The following is a 22,722-nucleotide window of genomic DNA, read 5'->3' as shown; positions in this document are numbered from 1 at the left end:
GCCCCGGCTGGTCACCAGACCAGCCGGGGCTCGCTGCGTTTGCGGGGATAAATGGAAGCCAGGGGGCGCGCCCTGGCGCTAGACAACGGGCCACCGGCAACGCGCTAAAGTTAACAAGCACGTCATTGACCGTAAGGAGGGCCCTTGGGACTCTTGGAAACCATCAAGGATCCACTGGACCTGGCCAAACTGTCCAGTTCCGAACTGGACCAGTTGGCCGGAGAAATCAGGGACTTCCTGATTACCAACGTGGCCGCTACCGGCGGACATTTGGGGCCAAACCTGGGCGTTGTGGAATTGACCATGGCCGTGCACAGGATTTTCGAATCGCCGCGGGACAGCATCGTCTTCGACACCGGCCACCAGTCGTATGTCCATAAACTGCTGACCGGACGGCAGGACTTCAGCACTCTCCGGCAGCAAGGCGGCCTCTCCGGATACCCCGACCGTGCGGAATCCGAACACGACATTGTGGAAAGCTCCCACGCGTCGTCGTCGTTGTCCTGGGCGGACGGCATTTCGCGTGCCCGCCAGTTGACCGGAGAAGGCGACCGGTTCGTCGTCGCCGTCGTGGGCGATGGTGCGCTGACTGGCGGCATGACCTGGGAAGCCATCAACAACATCGCCGCGGACAAGCGCCGCCGCGTGGTGATCGTGGTCAATGACAACGGCCGTTCCTACGCGCCGACCGTAGGCGGCCTGGCCGACTACCTCGCGTCCCTGCGGCCCACCATCGATTCGCTGCGCACGGCCCCGGCCTACGAGCGCATGCTCGACTGGTGGAAGAAGAGGCTCCAGAACGGCGGCCCGGTGGGGCAGTTCACCTACAAGAGCCTCCACGCCATGAAAAAGGGCGTCAAGGACTGGTGGGCACCCCAGGGCATGTTCGAGGACCTCGGCATGAAATACATCGGGCCGGTGGACGGCCACAACCTGCAGGCCCTGGAGAACGCCCTGAGCACGGCCAAGGCGTACGGCGGGCCGGTGATCGTCCACGCCATGACGGAGAAGGGCCACGGCTACGCTCCTGCCCTGGCCAACGAGGCCGACCAATTCCACGCCGTGGGCATCATCGATCCCGAAACGGGCGAGCCGGCCGAGACTCCGGGTGCGCGTTCGTGGACGTCCGTTTTCGCCGAGGAAATCGCCGACATTGCCGATGAGCGGCAGGACATCGTCGGCATTACGGGCGCCATGCTCATCCCTGTCGGCCTGCACAAGTTTGCTGAGCGGCACCCGGAGCGCGTGATCGACGTCGGCATCGCCGAGCAGCATGCGCTGACGTCCGCGGCCGGGATGGCTTATGGCGGGTTGCATCCGGTGGTGGCGGTGTACGCTACGTTCCTCAACCGCGCCTTCGACCAGTTGCTCATGGACGTGGCGCTCCACAAGGCGGGTGTCACCGTGGTGCTTGACCGGGCCGGCGTGACTGGCCCTGACGGCCCCAGCCACCATGGCATGTGGGACATGGCCATGGTCCAGATTGTTCCGGGCCTGCATCTTGCCGCGCCCCGGGACGCCACGCGTCTTCGCGAGGAACTCCGGGAAGCCGTTGCCGTGGACGATGCTCCCACGGTGGTTCGCTTCTCCAAGGGAAGCGTCGGAACGGAAATTGAAGCGATCGAACGGTTGAAGGACGGCGTGGACATCCTTGCCCGCCGGCCCGAGGGCTCAACCGAAAACGACGTCCTGATTGTCAGCGTCGGAGCCATGTCCGAGCTCGCCCTGGACGTGGCAGGCCGCTTGGGAGCGCAGGGCATCAGTTCCACTGTGGTCGACCCGCGATGGGTCCTCCCGGTACGGAAGTCGATCATTGCCCTGGCTGCCCGCCATCGCCTGGTGATCTGCATCGAAGACGGTGTCCGTGCCGGCGGCGTGGGTTCCCGCATCCGGCAGGAAATGCGTGCGGCCGGTGTGGACACGGCCCTCAACGAGGTAGGCCTGCCCGTCGAATTCCTGGTCCATGGCTCCCGCAGCCAGGTTCTGGAGCGGGTTGGGCTGACGGCCCAGAAGATAGCGCACGACGTCGTAGCGCAGGTTTTGGGAACAAAGGTTCCGTTTGCCAGGCCCCTTCCGGGCCAGGAACACCCCACCACGGGAAGCCTGCCCACGCTGTGACCGCCGGACGCGAACCCGGTGCGTTGCAGCCGGGCGACCTCGTGGTGGCACGCAACCGGAAATGGGACGGTACGGCCCATTGGGTAGTGCCGGGCCGGTACCTCGGCGAGGACATCCACGGCTGGTGGATCTTCCAGGGCCAGGGGGAGTTCTGTTCCCGCCCCGGGGCCGCTTTCTACACTGCATCCGATGCCGTCCTGCTGGTGCCCCGAGCAGGGGAGTATGTGGCAACGTTCTACGACGACACCTATCCGGGGGACTTCAGAATCTATGTGGATCTTGCTACAGCCCACCAATGGAAAACCATCCGGCCGGGCGTGACGGAATTCCACATGGTTGACATGGATCTCGATGTGATCCGCTCGGCCACCCGCGGAGTCTTTGTTGACGATGAGGATGAGTTCGAGGACCACTTGGTACGGATGGACTACCCCGTGGATACAGTGGCGGTAATGCGGGACGAATGTGCGGCCCTTTTGGCTGCCGTAAGCACCATGGAGGCGCCCTTCGACGTTTCGGCGCCGGAGAGCGCCAGCACGGAGTGGTTCAGGAAAGGACGGGCATGAGCGGCATTATCCGCACCTACAAGCGGGACGAGGACGCCGTCCTGCATTTTCGTGAAGCCTGGTACGACGAGGACGATCAACAGTTCGTGGTCAACTACGGCGTGGTGGGCCACCAGAGCCGCACCGAGGAATCGGGGATCGACGGCGATACGTCCCCGGAAGGGCTCATGGCGGCATTCGCGGCACAGTGCGAGGAAGACGGCTACGCCGTGATTCCCGAAGCCGAACAGTTCTGGGTGGTGGCGCAGTTCGCGTTGAAGAGCAAGGACGGGACCGAGCGGGACAGATATCTGGAACGCAAAGTGAAGGCTGCGCTGACGGGTGAGCTTGCCTGGCGGGGCCTCGGGGTTGTTGACCGCACCGACATCGGCAATTCCCGCCTGAACGTTTTCTGCCTGTGCCCGGATGTCACCAAAGCGGTCAACGCCATCAAGGTCTGCATCCGCAACGAGGATCTGGACTTCACCAAGCTCAGCATCGCGGCGGCTCCGCACGGTGATCCCACTGCATTCAAGGTGAAGCACTCGCCCAAGCAAGGCGCTGGCTTTACGCTCTAAGTACCAGCCATCGCAGGCCTCAACCGTACAAAGAGGGATCTCCCATGCCGCACAAGAGCAACTGGCCAGGACACACACCGCTTCCCAAGGGCCTGGCGGCTCCTGCCAGACGGGCGCTGGCCCACCAAGGCATTGAAACACTTGAGCAGTTGGCCGAGTTCGGCGAGCTGGAGACCTCCAAGCTGCATGGCATGGGGCCAGTGGCCATTGCCCAACTGGAGGATGCCATGGAGGAGTACGGGATCGGCTACGGCACGCCCGGCACCACTGGCCGCTGACATTGTTGCCTCGGGTGACTATGTGTCCGGGGTGTGCGTTATAGGCTGACTTCATGACTGAATACCGACGCCTTGGCCACTCAGGATTGACCGTCTCAGCCGTTGGGCTGGGCTGCAACAACCTTGGCCGCGCCAATACTCCCACGGAGTCCCAGGAAGGCACCGACGCGGTAGTCCATGCCGCAATCGACGCCGGAGTGACCTTCTTTGACGTCGCCGATGTCTACGGCCGGGAGCCGGGCCTGAGCGAAACCATGCTCGGAAAGGCGTTGGAAGGCCGCAGGGACGACGTCGTGATCGGCACCAAGTTCGGCATGGACATGCGCGGCGTCAACGGCAACGACTTCGGCGCCCGCGGGTCCCGCCGATACATTGTCCAGGCCGTGGAGGCTTCCCTCCGGCGCCTTGGCACCGAATGGATCGACCTCTACCAATTCCACACCCCGGATGCAGGCACGCCCATCGAGGAGACGCTGGCGGCGCTGGATGATCTGGTGCGCAGCGGCAAGGTCCGGTACATAGGCCACTCCAACTTCGCGGGATGGCAGATCGCCCAGGCCGAGTACGTCGGACGGGAGCTGGGCGGAGCACGGTTCATCTCCACGCAAAACCACTACAACCTGCTGGACCGCCGGGCCGAGCTGGAGGTCCTGCCCGCGGCCGTGGAGTTCTCCTTGGGCGTCCTGCCATACTTTCCCCTGGCCAACGGCCTGCTGACGGGCAAGTATTCGGCGGGCAAGGCCCCGGAGGGATCGCGGTTGAGCCACACCCGGACCAATCTGGTGGACGACGCCGACTGGGAGCAGTTGGGCCGTTTCGGCCAGTTTGCCAAGGAGCGTGACCTCAGCGAGTTGGAGCTGGCCTTTTCCTGGCTTGCCGCGCAGCCGGGCGTGGCCAGTGTCATTGCGGGAGCCACCAAGCCGGAACAGATTCGCCAGAATGCCGAAGCCGTGCGGTGGGTGCCCACGCAGGAGGAACGCGAAGAGTTGGACGAGATCTTTCCCAGGGCGCCGAAGGTAGCACTCTTCTAGGAAGTCCCTCCAGCCGGTTGGAGCAGCCGGCAACACCGAAGGGCTGTGGAACGGATGCTTCCGATCCACAGCCCTTCGTATTGTGTGGCCTGCCGCTTGGAGCGAGCTACGCCGAGGCGACTCCCGGTGCGAGGAACCGCTTGCCATTCACTCTTTCCGAGGCGCCCACACGGTCCAGGTAGGGCGTGATCCCGCCCAGGAACATCGGCCAGCCAGCGCCCATGATCATGCAAAGATCGATGTCTTCCGGTCCGGCCACCACACCTTCGGCGAGCATCAGCCCGATCTCTTCCGCCAGCGCGTCCTGGGTCCGGCGCAAGACATCGGCGCCAGTGGACGGTGTGCTTCCGAAGGACAGGATGGCGAGGGTCTCCGCGGGGATGGCAGGCGTTCCGGCTGCGTCCGGAACCCACAATGAGGTGATCCCGTTGTCGATCAGCTTCTGCAGGTTCTGGGAGACGGGGAACCGGTCGCCGAAAGCTGCATGGAGCGATTCCTGCACATGCTGGGCGACGGGGAGGCCCACCATGGCACTCAGGGTGAACGGTGTCATGGGCAGGCCCATGGGTCGCAGCGCAGTGTCCGCCACGTCGGCAGGCGTGCCTTCGTCGAAGGCCGCGATGACTTCGCCCATGAGGCGCAGGAGGATGCGGTTCACCACGAACGCAGCCGCGTCCTTCACCAGTACCGCGGTCTTCTTCAGGCCCTTGGCGAGCTCGAAGGCCGTTGCCAGGACGGCGTCGTCCGTTGCGGGGGCTTTGACGATTTCCAGGAGCGGCATGACGGCCACCGGGTTGAAGAAATGGAATCCCACAAGGCGTTCCGGATGCCGAAGGTCCTCCGCCATGGCGGTGACGGACAACGAAGAGGTGTTCGTGGCCAGGATGCATTCGGGGGAGACGATGGCTTCCACCTCGGCGAAGACCTGCTTCTTGACATTCAGTTCCTCGAACACTGCCTCGATCACGAAGTCGGCGTCACTGAAGGCTGCCTTCGAGACCGATCCGGTGACCAGCGCCTTGGTGCGGTTGGCGGCGTCGGCTTTGATGCGCTTCTTGGCGAGCAGTTTGTCCACTTCGGCGTGCACGTAGGCCACGCCTTTGTCCACGCGGGCCTGGTCGATGTCTGTCATGACCACGGGCACCTTGAGCTGCCGGGCGAAGAGGAGGGCAAGTTGGCTCGCCATGAGGCCGGCGCCCACCACGCCCACCTTGGTGACGGGCCGGGCAAGTTTCCGGTCGGGAGCTCCTGCAGGGCGCTTGGATCTCTTCTGGACGAGGTCAAGGAAGGCGTAGACGGTGGAACGGAACTCGTCCGTCTGCATCAGGTACGCCAGCGTTTCGCACTCAAGGGTGGCAGATTCGGATTGGCTCATGGTCCGGTTGGCTTCCATGATGTCCAGGACCTTCGCCGGCGCCGGGGAAGCGTCGGAGGTCTTGGACTCCACGAACGCCCGCCCAGCCGCCACGGCGGAGGCCCAGCGGCCGGCTACGCCTTCTTGGGAAGGGTCGACGGCGTTCTTCCGCACGGGCGTGGTGTGGCCGGTGATAACACTCGCAGCCCACGCGAGTGACTGCTCCAGGAAATCGGCCGGTTCGAACAAGGCATCGGCGATGCCCAGCTCGAAGGCCTGGGGACCGGTCAAGGTGCGGTTGTTGCTCAGCGGGTTTTCAATCATCACCTTGACGGCGTTCTCCGGACCGATCAGGCGGGGCAGGATGTAGACGCCACCCCAGCCGGGTACCAGTCCGAGGAAAGCTTCGGGCAGGGCCAGTGCGCCTGCTCCGGTTGACACCGTCCGGTAGGACGACTGCAGTGCGATTTCCAGGCCGCCGCCCAAGGCCAGGCCGTTGATGAAAGCGAAGCTCGGCACCCCGAGATTGGCCAGCGTGGCGTAGACATCGTGCCCCAGTTGCGCCATCCAGAGGCCGTGGTCCCGTTCCCTGAGGTTCTTGACTGCCGAGAGGTCCGCACCCGCCACGAGGAAGTAGGGTTTGCCGGTGACGCCAACGCCCACGATCTCGCCGCGGCCGGCGCGTTCCCGGAGGGTCTCCAAGACGTTGCCGAGCTCCACCAAGGTGTTGGGCCCCAGCGTCGTGGGCTTGGAGTGGTCCAGCCCGTTGTCCAGGGTGATGAGGGCAAAGGTTCCAGCACCACCTGGAAGGGCGATGTCCTGCACGTAGGAATGGGTCACTACCTCGTCCGGGAACAGGGCGGCTAGTTTCCGGAAGTCGTTGGCGCTCATGCGGCGGCTCCTTCTGTGGTGTGCGTGCTGGTTCCGTACTCGGCGTGGTGCGGATTCTCCCAAATGACAGTGGCTCCCATGCCCAGGCCGATGCACATGGTGGTGATGCCGAACCGCACCGAGGGATCTTCTTCGAATTGGCGGGCCAGCTGGTTCATGAGGCGGACTCCCGAGGAGGCGAGGGGATGCCCGACGGCGATCGCGCCGCCGTAGCGGTTGACGCGGGGATCGTCGTCCGCGATCCCGAAATGATCCAGGAAGCTCAGGACCTGGACGGCGAAGGCCTCGTTGATTTCGAACAGGCCGATGTCGTCGATGCCAAGTCCGGCGTTCTTCAGCGCCTTTTCGGTGGCCGGAACTGGTCCGATGCCCATGACTTCCGGCTCGACTCCTGCGAACGCGTAGGAGACAAGCCGCATCTTGACCGGCAGGCCCAGCTCTTCGGCAGTGTCGGAGGCGGCGAGCAGAGCGGCAGTTGCGCCGTCGTTCAAACCGGCGGCGTTACCGGCGGTGACCCGGCCGTGGGCGCGGAACGGGGTCCGCAGCCCGGCCAGATCCTCAACAGTGGTGCCTGGACGCGGTGGCTCATCCACAGTGTGGAGTGCCCAGCCTTGACCGGGCTTGAGGGTGGCCACGGGAACCAGGTCGCCCTGGATCTGTCCGTTGCCGTAGGCTGCGGCAAGTTTGGCTTGGGAGGCGGCCGCGTAGGCATCCGTCCGGTCCTTGGTGATCGCGGGGAAGCGGTCGTGCAGGTTCTCGGCCGTGTTGCCCATATTGAGCGCTGCCGGATCCACCAGCCGCTCGGACATGAACCGGGGGTTGGGATCGGCTCCGGCGCCCATGGGGTGGTTGCCCATGTGCTCCACTCCGCCGGCAATGACGACGTCGTACGCGCCAAAGCCGATGCCGCTCGCCGTCGTCGTTACTGCGGTCATGGCGCCTGCACACATGCGGTCGATCGCGAAGCCCGGCACCGTTCGCGGGAGACCTGCGAGGAGGGCGGCGGTGCGGCCGATGGTGAGGCCCTGGTCACCGGTCTGGGTAGTAGCCGCGATGGCTACCTCGTCCACGCGCCCGGCCGGGAGGGAGGGGTTGCGGCGGAGCAACTCCCGGATGCATTTCACGACGAGGTCGTCGGCGCGCGTTCCAGCATAGATGCCCTTCTCTCCGGCCTTGCCGAAGGGCGTGCGGACGCCGTCCACGAAGACGACGTCGCGGATGTTCCGTGCAGCGGTTCGGGTGGGACTCATGCGGTACTCCTCTTCGGGACATGGTGCCGGGACCGCAAGGCGGCTCCCGGGTGGCATTGCTGCTATGTTACTCATCAGTAACTTAGCATGCAAGGCCGGGAGAACGCAGGAGGCCCGCTTCCGAACCGGGGTTCGGAAGCGGGCCTCCTTGGTATGGAGTCAGGACGCGTCCTTGGTTTTGGGCTCCTTGGGCTCTTTCGGTTCCTTGGGCGGAAGCGGCTGAGGGTTGAGGCAAGCTTCGGCCAGGATCGGCGCTGTCAGGGCGATCTGCCACTCGCGTGCACCCAGTGTCCGCAACTCATTGGACACTGTTTCGAGCGAGGCGTCCGACGGCGGCCGCCACATGACGCGGCGGAGGTAGTCCGGGGTGAGCAGGTTCTCGACGGGCAGCTTCAGCGTGTCCGCCTTCTCCTGCAGGGCGGGCCTGGCAGTGGCCAGGCGTGCTGCGGCTTCGGGATCCCGGTCAACCCAGACGCGCGGGGGCGGCGGAGCGTTGGTAGGCAGGTGCAGTGGCGGCAGTTCGGTGAGGCTGCGTGCTGCGCTGATGCAACGCAGCCACCTGGGGGCTTCGCGCTGTGCGGACCTGCCATGGAAGCCTTTGGTAGCCAGCAATTGGGGAACCGTGGTGGGCAGGGCCTTGGCTGCGGCAACCAACGCGGAATCGGGGATCAGGCGCCCCGGTGCGACATCGCGTTTGCGGGCCAGTTGGTCCCTTTCCAGCCAGAGTTCCCTGACTGCCGCCAGCTGCCGTCGGTCCCGGATCTGGTGGAGGCCTGAGGTCTTGCGCCAAGGGTCCACCCGCGGCGGAGCGATGCCCGCGGCGAGGATGCCGGCGAACTCCTGCTCGGCGAAGTCGAGCTTGCCGTCGGCTTCGAGGAGCTCGATCAATTCCTCCCGGAGCTCAGCAAGGACTTCCACGTCGAGGGCAGCGTAACGCAGCCACGGCTCAGGAAGGGGCCGGGTGGACCAGTCTGCCGCAGAGTGCTCCTTGGCGAGGCCGAAGCCGAGCAATTGCTCGATGACCGCGGCAAGTCCCACCCGGGGGAGTCCGGCCAGGCGGGCCGCCAGCTCGGTATCAAACAGCTTGTCCGGCCACATGCCCAGTTCAGACAGGCAAGGCAGGTCCTGCGTGGCCGCGTGCAGGATCCACTCAACACCGCGGAGGGCGTCATTGACGATGTCCAGGTTGTCGAAGGGTTCGGGGTCGATGAGCCAGGTTCCGGCTCCTTCCCGGCGGATCTGCACCAGGAAGGCGCGCTGGCCGTAGCGGAAGCCGGACGCGCGTTCGGCGTCGACGCCGGCCGGTCCGGTCCCCGCGGCGATGGCGGCTGCGCAGCGCTCCAGGCCGGACGGGGTGTCAATGACCAACGGCACGCCCTCCCGGGGCGTGTCCAGGTCAATGACAACAGGTACGTGGCCGTCGAAGCCTTCAACCTTGATGTGTGTTGTGGGATCAGCAACCGGGTCGCCGGCAGTGGTTTTTTCCAGGTTTTCAGGGGTCATGATTGCTTAAGCTTACCGATACCCGCCGAAGACGGCGGGGGCAGGGGTGGCTGCAGGGGTCAATTGAGCCTCCTGTTGGGCAGGCCGGTCACCCCGGGAGGCAGTGGGGGAAGGCCTGCGAAGGTACAAACCATGTCCGACCACGCTTCCAGGTGGGCCTGGACGTTGGAGTTTGCGGGCGTCCACGACGCCCGGAGTTCTATGTCGATGGTGTCCGGGCGTTCGGCCAGGGTTCCGAAGCTCTCCGAAAGGATGCGGGTGGCAGTCCCTCCCGCCGCCCGGTACGGTGCGGCGTGGTTCTCGAGGGCTTCAACCAACCACGTCCAGGCAACGGAGCCCAACATCGCGTCATTGCCCATTTCCGCGTCCATCTGGGCGCGGATGTAGGTGACGATCCGGAACTCGCCTTCCCAGACGGCGGAGCCTTCGGGGTCGTGGAGGAGGATGAAGCGTCCGGTGGCCAGTTCGTCGTCTTCGTCGTCGGACGGGCTCCCGCTGGTGTTGTCCGCGAAGGCCTTGGCTGCTGGTCCGTGGACGGGTACGCGGCGGGTGGCGGCGGTGGGCCGGAAGACTTCTGCGCCAAGGGCAACGGCATACGGCGCCAACCGGGCGGGAGCAGGGATCTCGTCCAGCCGCAATTCGCTGCGGCATTGTGCTTTTCGAAGCGTTCCCAAGGCAAAGAGAAAATCCGCGGGAACCTGTGCGAGGGCGTTCACCATCGCAGATTATGCGCCCGGGGCGGCGATCCTGTGCAGGCTCGCCGCCCCGGAATGCCGTATTATCCGGCGGCCAACTCCCGTTTGATGGCGGAAACGAAGGCGTCGATGTCTTCCTCGGTGGTGTCGAAGGAACACATCCACCGCACCTCGCGCCGGGCGGCGTCCCAGTCGTAGAAGGCAAACGAGGAACGGAGCCGGTCCGCAACGCCTTCCGGAAGGACGGCAAAAACGCCGTTCGACTGGGTTTCCTGGGTGGGCTCCACGCCGTCAATGCCGTCGATGGCCGTGCGCAGGCGGGATGCCATGGCGTTCGCGTGGCCGGACGAGCGCAGCCAGAGTCCGTCCTCCAGCAGGGCGATGAACTGAGCGGAGATGAAGCGCATCTTCGAGGCCAGTTGCATGTTCATTTTGCGCAGGTACTTCAGGCCGTGCGCAGCATCCGGATTCAAGGCAACCACCACTTCGCCAAACAGCAGGCCGTTCTTGGTTCCGCCGAAGGACAGGATGTCCACGCCGGCGTCGCGGGTAAACGTGCGCAGGGCAACGCCAAGGTGCGCCGCCGCATTCGCCAGCCGGGCGCCGTCCATATGCAGCTTCATGCCCTTGGCGTGGGCGTGGTCGGCAATGGCGCGGACTTCCTCAGGGGTGTAGCACGTACCCAGTTCGGTGGTCTGCGTGATGGAAACGGCCAATGGCTGTGCCCGGTGTTCGTCACCCCAGCCCCAAGCTTCGCGGTCAATGAGCTCCGGGGTGAGCTTGCCGTCGGGGGTGGGAACATGGAGGAGCTTCATGCCGCCGATGCGTTCGGGCGCACCGTTTTCGTCCATATTGATGTGCGCCGTTGACGCACACACCACGGCTCCCCAGCGGGGCAGGAGCGATTGCAGGGAAAGGACGTTGGCGCCCGTGCCGTTAAAGACCGGGAAGCATTCAATTCCTGGACCGAACTGCTGCTCCATGACCTCCTGCAGGCGGGCGGTGTAAATGTCCTCGCCGTAGGAAACCTGGTGTCCGCCGTTGGCACTGGCCAAGGCCGCGAGGACTTCGGGGTGGACGCCGGAGTAGTTGTCCGATGCGAATCCGCGGACCGAAGGGTCGTGCAGCCGGCTGTTATCCGTTGTGCTGCCTGCCGAGTGGATAGCTTCTGTTGTGCTCGTCACTTGTTCATTCACGCTTTCAAGTCTATTTCGCCAGGAGGATACGCTGGCCGTTCAAGGATTCGGCGGGCTGGTCAAAGAGCCCGACGACGGCGGCCGCCAGGTCTTCGACGTCGGTATAGCCGGGAAACTCCCGGTCGGGATTGGCCCGCCGCATACCCGCGTCCACGAGGGACTTCACCACGAAGACCACTGCTGCGCTCCGTTGCCCGGCCGGCCCGGTGCCGTCGCCTTGTTGGTCCTGCGCGAACCCGTCCGCAACCGCCAGGGTCCACGCCTCGGCCGCTGCCTTGGCCGCGGCGTAACTTGCCGTTGCCGCGGTGGGAGCTGCCGCCGTCGTCGATGACACCATGGCGAACCGCCCCGTGGCTGAGGATGCCAGCTGCCGGTAGAAGACGCGGGAGACGTTGCGCACGGTGGTGATGGCGCTGGATTCCAGGTCCGCCCAATCGTCGTCGCCCTGGTCTTCGATGCCGGTGGCGCTGCGCCAGCCTCCCACCAGGTGGATGAGTCCATCCACACGTTCCACGCCCAGTCCGCGAAGGGTCGCGTCAAGCTCGCGGACGGCCGCCAGACTCCCCAGGTCGCATGTCAGCGGTGTGACGCCGTGTCCGGCGTCGTGGGCGGCCGCGCCGATCCTGGCGGAGTCCGAGCCGACAGTGAATACCTTGTGGCCGGCGGCCGCCAGCGCCCGCGCGGTGGCTACACCCGAAGCGCTGCTTCCGCCGGTCACAAGGACTGTCAGTGGTGACATCAGGCCGCCATCGCGCCTGTGATGCCGGTGGTGGACTCGATGACGGGGCGCATCTTCTTCTCCAGTGCCTCGTAGAACATGGACAACGGGAATTCGTCGTCGAGGACCTGGTCGGTCAGTGCCCGCGGCGGTCCGGCGAGGGGGAGCGCATCGGGGCCCTTGGCCCATACCGAGGCAGGGTGCGGGGTGACGGTCTCGGAGATGAGCTGGTAGGCGGCAATCCAGTGCGCGGCCTTCGGCCGGTCGATGGAACGCCAGTACAGGTCCTCGATGCGGGCGCCCAGTTCAACCACGACGGCGGCAGCTTCCTCCCAGTCGATGCTGAGTTTGCTGTCGGTCCAGTGGAGCACGCGGTGCTGGTGCATCCACGCAAACAGCAGCTGGCCGCCCAGGCCGTCGTAGTTCCGGACGCGGTTTCCGGTGATGGCGAACCGGAAGATCCGGTCGAAGATCACTGCGTACTGGACCAGCTTCGCGTGCTTGCGTGCGTCCGCGTCCGCCTCTTCGTCCTTCTCGATCCGGACCGCTTCGCGGAAAGCCGTCAGGTCGCAGCGGAGCTCCTCAAGGGAGTAGAGGAAGAAGGGCATCCGCTGCTTGATCATGAAGGGATCGAAGGGCAGGTCGCCCCGCATGTGGGTGCGGTCGTGGATGAGGTCCCACATGACGAAGGTGCGCTGGGTCAGCTCCTGGTCTTCAAGGAGCTGGGCGGCGTCCTCGGGCAGTTCCAGCGAAGTGGTCGCGGCAGCTGCCTTCAGGACGCGCCGGAAGCGTGCTGCTTCACGGTCGGCAAAAATGGCACCCCACGTGAACGTCGGGGTCTCGCGGACCGCGACCGTTTCCGGGAAGAGCACGGCTGAGTTGGTGTCGTAACCGGCGGTGAAATCGACGAACCGGATCGGTACGAACAGCTTGTTGGAGTATTCGCCGGCTTCCAGGCCGCCGATGAACTCCGGCCAGATGACCTCGATCAGGACGGCCTCCACCAAGCGGTTGGTGCTGCCGTTCTGGGTGTACATGGGGAACACCACCAGGTGCTGGAGGCCGTCGATGCGCTGCTGCTGCGGCTGGAAGGCCTGGAGCGAGTCGAGGAAGTCCGGGACGCCGAAGCCGTCGTTGGCCCAGCGTGCAAAGTCAGCCACCAGGAGCTCCAGGTAGCGGGCGTCGTGCGGGAAGCTGGGTGCCAGGTTGGTGATGGCCTCGGAGATGGCGTCCACCAGGGCCGCAGCTTCGGCGTGGACGGCGGGATCGGCGATGGAACCGTCCTGCTCCTGGTGCGCTTGGAGGGCCGTGGCAGCGGCCTTGAGTGCCGTCCAGTCCGCGTTGTCGGCAGTGACAAGCGGAAGGGTGGAGGTAGCGATGGTTGTCATGGAACTCAGCCCTTTCGAAGTAGGTATTGCTTCTGAGGCGAGCGTAGCAACGGGAGAAGCATCGCTAATGCAAAATTGGGTAGAGCGTAAGAGATACTGTTGCAAACCGTACGCGTGGGACCCTCAAGCTCCAGCGGAAGCCGCTGAACGGTGCGGGCTCCGCTGGAGCCCGCACCGGGGCGATCAGGACGCTTCGGTCTCTATGAGGCGAAGCGAAATCGAATTGATGCAGAACCGCTGGTCGGTGGGAGTGTCGTAGCCCTCGCCCTCAAAGACGTGGCCAAGATGGGAATCGCAGTTGGCGCACCGCACCTCGATGCGTTCCATGCCCAAGGTGCGGTCGTGCAGGTAACGGACGGTTCCCTCGGCCAGCGGCGCCCAGAAGGACGGCCAGCCACAGTGGGAATCGAATTTCTCTCCGCTGGTAAACAGTTGGGCGCCACAGGCACGGCACTGGTAGACGCCCTTTGTGTGGGTGTCCCAGTACTCGCCCGTGTAAGGCCGCTCGGTTCCGGCCTGCCGCAGCACGCGGTACTCGTCCGGGGTCAGTTCCTCGCGCCACTGGGCATCGGACTTCTCCACGGGCACGCTGGTGTTCTCAAATGACGTCATGTCTTATGCAACGCTCACGAGTCGCCGATAAATCCCGAACCGGCATACAGATGCAGCACCGGGAGTCCCAGCTGGTCCTGCGCCTTGTTGGCCCAGTCCGTATGAAAAGTGTCGGCTATGGCATGCGGCCGGGTGACAACTACCGCCTGGGCGGCATCGAGCGACCTGACCTTGGACACCAGTCCGGTCACGGCACCGCCGTCCACGATCTCGCCGGTGACGCCGCTGCCCAGGCCGGCCAGGGCAGCCAACGATGTTGCCAGGGCCTCCGAAGCCTCGGCCCGCTCAACCTGCGGGTCCGGGGACTTCGCACCAAGTTCCTTGAACGCCTTGGCGATATCAAGCAATGAAAGGTTCTCCAGGAAGTCCACCAGGAGGTGCCGCTCAGTGTTGGCCGGAACCAGGACGACGATCGGCGCGTCGCCGTCGTCGAGCAGTTTGGCAATGTTCGCACGGTCGTCGTGCCCCAGGGGCTCTTCTGTCAGGATGACGATGGGATCGCTCATGGCTACAGCGTAGACCCGCCGAACTCCACACCGCAGGCTTTTGACCAGCAATTCTCCTCCGTCCGACGCGGGCGTGTGCGCACCAAGGCGGCCGAGCAGAGAGAATGGAGCCATGGCATCGAAGAACAGGCCAGCGGGCGACGCTGCAGACTCCACCCTCTCCCTTCGCGCCAAATGGGCCATCGCGGGAATCCTTACCGGCGGGTCCCTTGCGGCCTTGGTGGGAGCAGGTTCTTCAGCGCTCGCGGTCTATTTCGCACGCCGGGTCATAACGCCGGCGGCACGTAACGAGGACCAGGAGGTCCTGGCGGTGATCCGAGGGGACAAGGGGCCGCAGGTTATCCTCGCCGCCACGCCCGACACCACGATCGACGGTGTCTTCAGCCTTTTCTTCGACGGCGGCAAGGGGCATGCCAGGATCGGCAGGATCGTGTCCTACTCGCCGGCTGAGCAGACCGTGCTGCGCGAAGTGGAGCAGGTCTACAGTGGCGACCTTTCCGGGGCGAGGCGCGGTTGGTGGAGCGGCGCCGTCTATCCTGACCCGGCAGCGATCGGGCTGGCTGCCGAGGACGTGGACATTGCCGTGGAAGGCGGCAAGGCTCCGGCCTGGCTGGTCAGGGCGGACGCGGCGGCACCGGCGAAAGTCTGGGCGATTATGGTGCACGGCCGGGGCGCCAACCGGCTTGAGGGACTGCGGGCGGTGCGGACCGCCAAGGCATTGGGCTTGGACAGCCTGCTGGTTTCCTACCGGAATGACGGCCTGGCGCCCTCCGCCCTGGACGGCAGGTACGGACTTGGCTCCACGGAATGGCGCGATGTGGAAGCCGCGATCGAGTACGCCCTGGAGCATGGGGCCGAAGAAGTGGTTCTCTTTGGATGGTCCATGGGCGGGGCCATCAGCCTTCAGGCGGCAGACCTTGCCAAGCACAGGCACCTGATCCGTGCGCTGGTGCTCGATGCCCCGGTCATCAACTGGGTCAATGTCATGGCCCACCACGCCGAGATGAACAAGATCCCGTACAACGTGGGCAGGTACGGTCAGCTGATGCTCACGCACCCGCTGGGACGCCGATTGACCGGCCTCGCCGCGCCCGTTGACCTCAAAGCGATGGACTGGGAAGCCAGGGCAGTTGAGCTGCGGACTCCCACGCTGGTGATCCACAGTGTCGACGACGATTATGTCCCCTTCGAACCCTCTGCGAGCCTGGCGGAGAAAAACCCGGAGATGGTGACGTTCGAACCATTCCACGGGGCGCGCCACACCAAGGAATGGAACGTCGACCCGGACAAGTGGGAACGCCTTGTCACGTCCTGGCTGCAACGGCAACTGGCTCCCCGCAACAACCCGGGAGACCCTGCCGCGCGGCCCGGATCGGGGGACCTTAGTTCTTGACGGTGCCGATCCTTGCCGTGACGGCTTGTGTCAGGCGGACGAGGTCGGCCGGGGACAGTTCAAGGTCCAGACCGCGGCGGCCACCGGAAACAAGGATCGTGTCAAAGTCGAACGCCGACTCATCCAGGACCGTGGGGGAAGGCTGTCTTTGGCCCAAGGGGGAGATCCCGCCGAGGACGTAACCTGTGCGACGCTCGGCGGCTTTGGGATCGGCCATGGCGGCTTTCTTGGATCCGAGCGCACCCGCCACGGCCTTGAGGTCCAGGTTTCCGGAGACGGGAACGATCCCCACAGCGAGCCTGCCTTCGACTTCCACCATGAGCGTCTTGAAGACCCTGGCAGGATCCATGCCCAGGACTTCCGCGGCTTCCAGCCCGTAGCTGGCGGCCGAGGGATCGTGGGCATAGGGGTGCGCAACGAAAGGAACGCCGGCCGCAGTCAAAGCTGCTGTAGCCGGCGTTCCTTGTGAAGCCGTTTTCTTGGCCATGGCCTAGCGTTCCAGCCTGCTGGCCGCTGCCACTTTCCGCTTGATGCGTCCCAGCATGGCCGTCATTCCGCGCATGCGCAGGGGAGTGATGGCCCGGGTCAGTCCCAGCAGTTCCGGCATGTCGTCCGGAACCGCCAGGATCTCTTGTGCCGTCAAGCCATCGAGTCCCTCGTGCAGGACGCCGGCGAACCCACGGGTAGTGGGGGCCTCCGGGGGAGCCTTGAAGAACAACCGGTAGGCGCGGTCACCGTAGGGGTTCTTTTCGGACTCGATGGTCAGGAACAGCGGGGACTGGCACTCGACAACCTGCTCCAGCAATTCCGGATGGTTGGTGAGGCGCTCCGGCAGTTCCGGCAGGCCACGGGAAAACTCAAGCAGCAGCTGCAGGCGCTCCGGCTCGGACAGTGCCTGGAAGTCATCGACGATTTCCGCCAACGCGGCGGGCAAAGTGTTGGTACTCATCACTTCCAGCTTACGCACTGCTCCGCCGGATGACGCGCTAGTTACGGACCAGGGCAGCAGGAACAGAACCGCGTTCGGCACCCTTGACGATCGGAACGCGGACAGCGTTGCCCCATTCGGTCCAGGAACCGTCGTAGTTGCGCACGGAGTCGAAGCCCAGCAGGTACTTCAGTGCGAACCAGGTGTGGCTGGAGCGCTCACCGATGCGGCAGTAGGCCACGACGTCGTCGCCGGCCTTCAGTCCGGCTTCGCCGAGGTAGAGGGCTTCGAGCTCTTCGCGGGTACGGTAGGTGCCGTCCTCGGCAGCTGCCTTGGCCCAGGGCACGGACGCGGCGGTGGGGATGTGGCCGCCACGGAGGGCGCCTTCCTCGGGGTACGCCGGCATGTGCGTGCGCTGGCCCGTGTACTCCTCGGGGGAGCGGACGTCGATCAGCGGGTTGCCCAGGTGGGCCAGGACGTCTTCCTTGAAGGCGCGGATGGGGGCGTCGTTGCGCTCGATTTCCGGGTAGCTTCCGGCAGCCGGGGCAGGGACGTCAGTGGTGAGTTCGCGGCCTTCGGCGATCCACTTGTCGCGGCCACCATCGAGGAGGCGGACGTCCTCGTGGCCGAACAGGGTGAAGACCCACAGGGCATACGCGGCCCACCAGTTGGACTTATCGCCGTAGATGACCACCGTGCTGTCGCGGGAGATGCCCTTGGCGGCAACCAACGCCGCGAACGCTGCGCCGTCCACGTAGTCGCGGGTGACTTCGTCATTCAGGTCGGTGTGCCAGTCGATCTTGACGGCGCCGGGGATGTGCCCGGTTTCGTACAGGAGGACGTCCTCATCGGACTCCACCACCACGAGCTTGCCGTCGGCGAGGGCGCCGTCTGCCAGTGCTGCGGCGAGCCATTCGGTGGATACGAGTCGTTCAGGGTTCGCGTACGCGGCGAACTTTTCGTTCTGTTCAACGGGGTAGGACATGGAGGTGGCCTTTCACTGACATTGGACGGAGCCAGGCACTTCGATGGTGCTGCACTTGCCTGCCGGGCTTGCTCCCAACACTAACCACGGGCCGCAGCCAATGCTTCCCGGCTGTTCATATGGTGAAACATGGCTTTGGTCACGTGCCCGTTCGTGAAGCCTCCGATGCCGGTATTCTTGCTGGGGACCCACAACCTGAAGAACGGACCACCGTGGTACAGATCGAACAATTGGCTGCACGTACACCGGCAGTCTCAGTGGAAGAACTCCTTAAAGGGTTCTACCCCTCTCCGCGGTTCGGCGAGGTTTCGTTCGACAGCTACCGGCCGGACCCCTCGCAGCCCAGCCAGGCCAACGCCGTGAAGCTGCTCTCGGCATTTGCCGACAGCGTCGGCGCCGATGACAACGGCGGGCTCTTCAAGAAGTTGTTTGCCAAGAAAGCTCCCACCCGGGCCGGAATCTACCTCGACGGCGGCTTCGGCGTAGGGAAGACCCACCTTTTGGCCTCCTTGTGGCACAGGTCCCCGGGTCCCAAGGCCTTTGGCACGTTCGTTGAATACACCAACCTGGTTGGCGCGTTGTCCTTCCGGAAGACGGTGGAGGCGCTCAGCAGCTACAAACTGGTGTGCATTGACGAATTCGAACTGGACGACCCCGGCGACACGGTCCTGATGTCACGCCTCATGCGGGAACTGGCCGACGCCGGCGTGAAGCTGGCTGCCACGTCCAACACGCTGCCGGGTTCTTTGGGTGAGGGCCGTTTCGCCGCTGTGGACTTCCAGCGGGAAATCCAGGTCCTCGCCGACCAATTCGACGTGGTGAGGATCGATGGCGAAGACTTCAGGCACCGTGGCCTGCCCGCCGCGCCTGCGCCACTCAAGACCGAAGAGCTCAAGCACCGCATGCAGGCAGAGTTCGACGGCAAGACCGTGGCGGTGGACGATTTCCGCACCTTGGTGGACCACCTCGCAGGCGTCCACCCGAGCCGCTACCGCCAGTTGATTTCCGGCATCGAGGCCGTGGTCTGGCGGGACGTGGAAACGATTACCGAGCAGGCCGTCGCCCTGCGGTTCGTTGTCCTTGCCGACCGACTGTATGACAAGGATGTGCCCATCCTGGCCAGCGGTGTCCCGTTCGACAAGCTCTTCACCGAAGAAATGATGGGTGGAGGCTACATGAAGAAGTACTTCCGGGCGGTGTCCAGATTGACCGCGCTGGCCCGTGAAGGCCAGAATCACGAGCCTGCCTGATTCCTCGGACCTGATTCCATGGACCTTACTCACAGGACCTGACTCAAAGAAATGACCGCCCGGGGTTTGCCCGGGCGGTCCTTTTGTTGGCCACCTTTACCGCGGCTGCAGCGGTTCCCTCGACTTCAGCAACCAGCGGATGAGGATGCCGCCGGCCAACGCCCAGAAAGCGGCGCCGATTCCGGCGAAGCTGAGCCCGGAGGCAGCGAGGAGGAAGGTCACGGATGCGGGAATGCGGTCTTCGGCGACGGCCAGTGCCGAGGAGATGGAGGAGGCCAGGGTGCCGAGCAGTGCCAGGCCCGCAACAGCCTCGAGGAGGCCCGGCGGCGCGGCGGCTACCACCGTTACAAGGGCCGCGGAAAAGACTGCCAGAAGCAGATAGGCGACGCCGGAGGTGAAGGCGGCGATCCAGCGCCTGCCCTGATCCCGTCCGGCTTCCTCTCCTGCCGCCAAGGCGGCACTGAGGGCGGCAAGGTTGATGGCGTGGCCGCCAAAGGACGCACCTGCAAGGGTCCCGGCCCCCGTCACCAGCATGGACGGCCGCCATGGGGTAGTGAATCCAAAGGACTTCAGCACCGCAACGCCGGGAATGTTCTGCGAAGCCATGGTGACAATGAACAGGGGCAAGGCTATGCCGACTGCGGCTTCCAGGGTGAAAGCGGGTGTGGTCCATTCAAGCCGTGGCATCAGTGAATCAAGGGGTAGTTGGACGCCGTTCAACCCCATGTGGATGCCGATGACCCCCAGCGCCACGAGCAGGGAAGCCGGGACCGCCCAGCGTGCCGCGAACTTCATCATCAGCAACCAGCACAGCGCCACGGGGCCAACCAGGAGCGGAGCGGAGCCCAGCGATTTGAACGGGGCAAGGCACAACGGGAGCAGGACGCCGGCAAGCATGGCCTGCGCGAGGGTTGTGGGAATCCTGGTCATCAGCCTTCCGAGCACAGGAAGCAAACCTGTCAGGAGGATCAGCACCCCGACGATCAGGAAGGCACCTACTGCCGCCGGCCACCCGCCGTCGACCATTCCTGCTGAGGCGAGGAGCGCCGCGCCCGGCGTGGACCACGCCAGCGTGATGGGGAGCCTGGACCGCCACGACAGCCATAGGATGCCAAGCCCAAACGTCAGGGTCAGCGCCAGGAGGCCACTGGAGGCCTGCACTTGGTTGGCGCCCACCGCACGCAGCCCGGCGAGGACCACGGCGAAGGAGGAGGTGAAACCGACCAACGCGGTCACGATGCCGGCGGAAAGGGGTGGGCCGAGTCCCTCTTTGCTGGTGGGGCGTTGGACCGCTGAAGAGGGTGAAGGCATAGTCTCCAAACTACCCGAGGGCCTGCCCTGATGCGGGTTCGTTAAACGCCAAGGGCACCGGCGGCGCCTCTCGGCGGGACCGGTGCCCCCTTGACGTATCTGGTGTGGCGGCTCAGGCAGCTACGGCTGCTTTGGCTCATCCGCGACGGGAGCCTCGCCGGCGTCCCCATCTGACTTGGCCACGAAATCGGAAGCGGCGTTCTGGACAGCATCGACCTGGTTGGCGAACTTGCCGCCGGTCTTTTCGTCGATGAAGTCTCCGGCCTTTTCGATGCCATTCTTGATGGCTTCTTCGTTGCCCTGAATGAGACCCTGAGCCTTGCCCTTCAGGTCGTCAATTAATCCCACGGGCACCTCCTTTCCGTCGCGGAGCCAGTTCGCTCCTCCGAGAGTGACCCTAACACCAGCCGGCGGGGGTGCCAAGGCTCCGGTAGTCCGCTACGCCAAGGGCTTACTGGACTCCAGATGGCGGGGACTGTCCGGGTTCATCAAGGAGTGCTTCCTGCCGTAGAAGAAGTAGATGATCAAACCGATGATGAGCCATGCGCCGAAGCGGAGCCACGTCTGCCAGTGCAACTGGGCCATCAGGAAGGCCGACGCCAGCACGCCGAACGCGGGGACCACGGGCATGAGCGGAAGCCGGAAGGTCCGGGGTGCATTGGGTTTGGTGTAGCGGAAGACGATCACCGAGACACAGACCACCACGAAGGCCGCCAGGATGCCGATGTTGGTCAGGTCCGCGACTTCCTTGATGGGGAAGACCCCGGCAAGGAAGGCTGAACCGACGCCGGCAATCCAGGTGACGCGCTGCGGGGTACCGTGCTTGTCCGTCTTTGCGAACCATCCCGGCAGGAGGCCGTCCCGGCTCATGGAGAACCAGACACGCGTGACTCCCAGGAGGAACGTGAGCATCACCGTGAGGATGGAAAGGACGGCGAACACCGAGATGATCGTGGCGATCACGGGCAGGCCTACTCCTGCGAAGGCCGAAGCGAAGCCGGCCTTGGGATCGATGTCCTTGTAGTTCTGCATTCCGGTGAGCACCAACGTGGCGGCCACGTAGAGCAACATGGCGATGATGAGCGACAGCACGATTGCCTTGGGCATGTGCTTCTTGCCGTCCTTGGCTTCCTCGGCGGCCGTACTCATGGCGTCGTAGCCGAATACGGCGAAGAAGACCGTGGCTGCGCCTGCCAGGACCGGGCCGAAGCCGCTGGGCATGAACGGGTTGAAATTCTCTGTGTTGATGTAGAAGATGCCCAGTCCAATGATGAAGAGGATCAGGACTACTTTGATGGCTACCGCCACGAGTTCAAAACGGCCGAAGGCCTTGGTTCCGCGGCTGAGGATCCAGGTGACCAGGAGACACACGAGGATGGCGGGCAGGTTTATGACGCCGCCCTTGCCTTCATCCGCAGTGGAAGTCATCCACGTGGGCATGTGGATGCCAATGCCCGACAGGAAGGCGTCGAAGTAGCCGGAGATGCCGATGGCGACGACGGCGACGATCGCGATGTACTCCAGCAGGAGGTCCCAGCCAATGAACCAGCCGATGATCTCCCCGAGGGCGACGTACCCGTAGGTGTACGCAGAACCGGCCCGCGGAATCATTCCTGCGAATTCGGCGTAGGAAAGTGCGGCTGCGCCGGAGGCGAGGCCAGCCACCAGGAAGGAAATGAGTACCGCCGGGCCCACGCCGGGGTTGTTGGCGTCGCCATGGGCCACCAGTCCGGCCAGCGAAAAGATGCCGACGCCGATGATTCCGCCAACGCCGATGGCCGTCAGTTGCCAGAGGCCAAGACTCTTGAAGAGTCCGCTGTGCTTGCTTTCTTCTTCGATGTCGTCGATCGGCTTGCGCCTGAGGACCGACTGCGAAGCGGTCTGTTGATTCATGGGTACTCCTGCCAAGGGGCGATTGGTGATGAGTTCGCAGTACATTATGCGAGACCAATCACATTGGATAAAGCGATTTTTTCTTAGCCTTATAGATTAAGTGGGCTGATGAATTGCGGCCCAATAACCCCACTTGGCCGGAAGAGGGCATAAAAAAAGCAGCTCCGAGGAGCTGCTTTTCCGTGGAGCGGACGACGAGATTCGAACTCGCGACATCCACCTTGGCAAGGTGGTGCTCTACCAGCTGAGCTACGTCCGCACATGTTGTATGCCTGGTTGGTACCGGGCTTCCAACAACA

The 22,722-nt window shown here is 64.5% G+C and carries 22 protein-coding genes and 1 tRNA gene; 7 read left to right on the top strand and 16 right to left on the bottom strand.

Annotated elements, in window-relative coordinates; genetic code table 11:
* Positions 1 to 144 precede the first annotated feature (144 nt).
* Genes dxs through ACH488_RS05600 form a run of 5 tightly spaced genes read left to right on the top strand, consistent with a single transcriptional unit; the run spans position 145 to position 4,550 of the window.
* Positions 145 to 2,118 (top strand): 1-deoxy-D-xylulose-5-phosphate synthase, encoded by a 1,974-nt coding sequence (gene dxs / locus ACH488_RS05620; RefSeq protein WP_397322797.1) that lies wholly within the window; start codon positions 145 to 147, stop codon positions 2,116 to 2,118.
* Positions 2,115 to 2,684, top strand: coding sequence for a DUF402 domain-containing protein (locus ACH488_RS05615; protein ID WP_397322796.1), 570 nt, complete (start codon positions 2,115 to 2,117; stop codon positions 2,682 to 2,684). The genes dxs and ACH488_RS05615 overlap by 4 nt, the downstream gene beginning before the upstream one ends.
* On the top strand, positions 2,681 to 3,241 hold the full coding sequence (locus ACH488_RS05610) for a hypothetical protein (protein ID WP_397322795.1): 561 nt from the start codon (positions 2,681 to 2,683) through the stop codon (positions 3,239 to 3,241). The genes ACH488_RS05615 and ACH488_RS05610 overlap by 4 nt, the downstream gene beginning before the upstream one ends.
* Before the next feature lie 44 nt (positions 3,242 to 3,285).
* The gene (locus ACH488_RS05605; protein WP_397322794.1) at positions 3,286 to 3,519 is read left to right on the top strand and encodes a hypothetical protein; all 234 of its coding nucleotides are present in this window, start codon (positions 3,286 to 3,288) and stop codon (positions 3,517 to 3,519) included.
* 53 nt (positions 3,520 to 3,572) lie between these two features.
* Entirely contained in the window at positions 3,573 to 4,550 is a 978-nt protein-coding gene (locus ACH488_RS05600; RefSeq protein ID WP_397322793.1) for an aldo/keto reductase, read from the top strand.
* Between the two features lie 106 nt (positions 4,551 to 4,656).
* On the opposite strand, the gene ACH488_RS05595 is transcribed toward ACH488_RS05600, so the two are convergent.
* The 9 genes from ACH488_RS05595 to ACH488_RS05555 all read right to left on the bottom strand — a co-directional run bounded on the left by ACH488_RS05595 (position 4,657) and on the right by ACH488_RS05555 (position 14,663).
* Positions 4,657 to 6,795: a 3-hydroxyacyl-CoA dehydrogenase NAD-binding domain-containing protein gene (locus ACH488_RS05595; protein ID WP_397322791.1), complete on the bottom strand. Its 2,139-nt coding sequence runs from the start codon at positions 6,793 to 6,795 to the stop codon at positions 4,657 to 4,659.
* A complete protein-coding gene (locus ACH488_RS05590; RefSeq protein WP_397322789.1) occupies positions 6,792 to 8,045 on the bottom strand; it encodes a thiolase family protein in 1,254 nt (417 codons plus the stop codon). The genes ACH488_RS05595 and ACH488_RS05590 overlap by 4 nt, the downstream gene beginning before the upstream one ends.
* Before the next feature lie 159 nt (positions 8,046 to 8,204).
* Entirely contained in the window at positions 8,205 to 9,548 is a 1,344-nt protein-coding gene (locus ACH488_RS05585) for an HRDC domain-containing protein (protein ID WP_397322788.1), read from the bottom strand.
* A gap of 59 nt (positions 9,549 to 9,607) precedes the next feature.
* On the bottom strand, positions 9,608 to 10,267 hold the full coding sequence (locus ACH488_RS05580) for a DUF3000 domain-containing protein (protein WP_397322786.1): 660 nt from the start codon (positions 10,265 to 10,267) through the stop codon (positions 9,608 to 9,610).
* 59 nt (positions 10,268 to 10,326) lie between these two features.
* Positions 10,327 to 11,427, bottom strand: coding sequence for a threonine aldolase family protein (locus ACH488_RS05575; RefSeq protein ID WP_397322784.1), 1,101 nt, complete (start codon positions 11,425 to 11,427; stop codon positions 10,327 to 10,329).
* A 22-nt stretch (positions 11,428 to 11,449) separates the two neighbouring features.
* Positions 11,450 to 12,178, bottom strand: coding sequence for an SDR family NAD(P)-dependent oxidoreductase (locus ACH488_RS05570; RefSeq protein ID WP_397322782.1), 729 nt, complete (start codon positions 12,176 to 12,178; stop codon positions 11,450 to 11,452).
* Complete coding sequence (locus ACH488_RS05565; RefSeq protein ID WP_397322781.1) at positions 12,178 to 13,545, bottom strand: DUF6421 family protein; 1,368 nt, start codon at positions 13,543 to 13,545, stop codon at positions 12,178 to 12,180. The genes ACH488_RS05570 and ACH488_RS05565 overlap by 1 nt, the downstream gene beginning before the upstream one ends.
* A gap of 183 nt (positions 13,546 to 13,728) precedes the next feature.
* Positions 13,729 to 14,157 (bottom strand): peptide-methionine (R)-S-oxide reductase MsrB, encoded by a 429-nt coding sequence (msrB, locus tag ACH488_RS05560; protein WP_397322780.1) that lies wholly within the window; start codon positions 14,155 to 14,157, stop codon positions 13,729 to 13,731.
* 14 nt (positions 14,158 to 14,171) lie between these two features.
* Entirely contained in the window at positions 14,172 to 14,663 is a 492-nt protein-coding gene (locus ACH488_RS05555) for a hypothetical protein (RefSeq protein WP_397322779.1), read from the bottom strand.
* A gap of 112 nt (positions 14,664 to 14,775) precedes the next feature.
* On the opposite strand from ACH488_RS05555, the gene ACH488_RS05550 reads away from it, so the two are divergent.
* Positions 14,776 to 16,056, top strand: a complete 1,281-nt coding sequence (locus ACH488_RS05550; protein ID WP_397322777.1) for an alpha/beta hydrolase family protein — start codon at positions 14,776 to 14,778, stop codon at positions 16,054 to 16,056.
* Here the strand turns inward: ACH488_RS05550 and ybaK are convergent.
* The 3 genes from ybaK to ACH488_RS05535 are packed head-to-tail and all read right to left on the bottom strand — an operon-like array spanning position 16,046 to position 17,969.
* Positions 16,046 to 16,543 carry a Cys-tRNA(Pro) deacylase gene (ybaK, locus tag ACH488_RS05545; RefSeq protein ID WP_397322776.1) on the bottom strand — a complete coding sequence of 166 codons (498 nt, stop codon included), beginning with the start codon at positions 16,541 to 16,543 and terminating at the stop codon, positions 16,046 to 16,048. The genes ACH488_RS05550 and ybaK overlap by 11 nt on opposite strands.
* Before the next feature lie 3 nt (positions 16,544 to 16,546).
* Complete coding sequence (locus tag ACH488_RS05540) at positions 16,547 to 17,005, bottom strand: SufE family protein (protein ID WP_397322775.1); 459 nt, start codon at positions 17,003 to 17,005, stop codon at positions 16,547 to 16,549.
* A gap of 37 nt (positions 17,006 to 17,042) precedes the next feature.
* Positions 17,043 to 17,969, bottom strand: a complete 927-nt coding sequence (locus ACH488_RS05535; protein WP_397322774.1) for a sulfurtransferase — start codon at positions 17,967 to 17,969, stop codon at positions 17,043 to 17,045.
* 212 nt (positions 17,970 to 18,181) lie between these two features.
* Here ACH488_RS05535 and zapE point away from each other — a divergent pair, with 212 nt between their 5' ends.
* Positions 18,182 to 19,219, top strand: coding sequence for a cell division protein ZapE (gene zapE, locus ACH488_RS05530; RefSeq protein ID WP_397322958.1), 1,038 nt, complete (start codon positions 18,182 to 18,184; stop codon positions 19,217 to 19,219).
* A gap of 96 nt (positions 19,220 to 19,315) precedes the next feature.
* Here the strand turns inward: zapE and ACH488_RS05525 are convergent, their stop codons facing one another.
* The 4 genes from ACH488_RS05525 to ACH488_RS05510 form a co-directional block, all read right to left on the bottom strand.
* Positions 19,316 to 20,530: a benzoate/H(+) symporter BenE family transporter gene (locus ACH488_RS05525; RefSeq protein WP_397322773.1), complete on the bottom strand. Its 1,215-nt coding sequence runs from the start codon at positions 20,528 to 20,530 to the stop codon at positions 19,316 to 19,318.
* 120 nt (positions 20,531 to 20,650) lie between these two features.
* A complete protein-coding gene (locus ACH488_RS05520) occupies positions 20,651 to 20,884 on the bottom strand; it encodes an antitoxin (RefSeq protein WP_397322772.1) in 234 nt (77 codons plus the stop codon).
* 84 nt (positions 20,885 to 20,968) lie between these two features.
* Positions 20,969 to 22,423 carry an amino acid permease gene (locus tag ACH488_RS05515; protein WP_397322770.1) on the bottom strand — a complete coding sequence of 485 codons (1,455 nt, stop codon included), beginning with the start codon at positions 22,421 to 22,423 and terminating at the stop codon, positions 20,969 to 20,971.
* Positions 22,424 to 22,606: 183 nt separating this feature from the next.
* Positions 22,607 to 22,682 (bottom strand) — tRNA-Gly (locus ACH488_RS05510).
* Between the last annotated feature and the right edge of the window lie 40 nt (positions 22,683 to 22,722).

It is taken from the genome of Paenarthrobacter sp. NPDC018779 (assembly GCF_044391085.1).
In the GTDB taxonomy this organism is placed as follows: domain Bacteria; phylum Actinomycetota; class Actinomycetes; order Actinomycetales; family Micrococcaceae; genus Arthrobacter.
The sequence above is the reverse complement of the archived record's forward strand: the minus strand, read 5'-3'. Positions and strand labels throughout refer to the sequence as shown.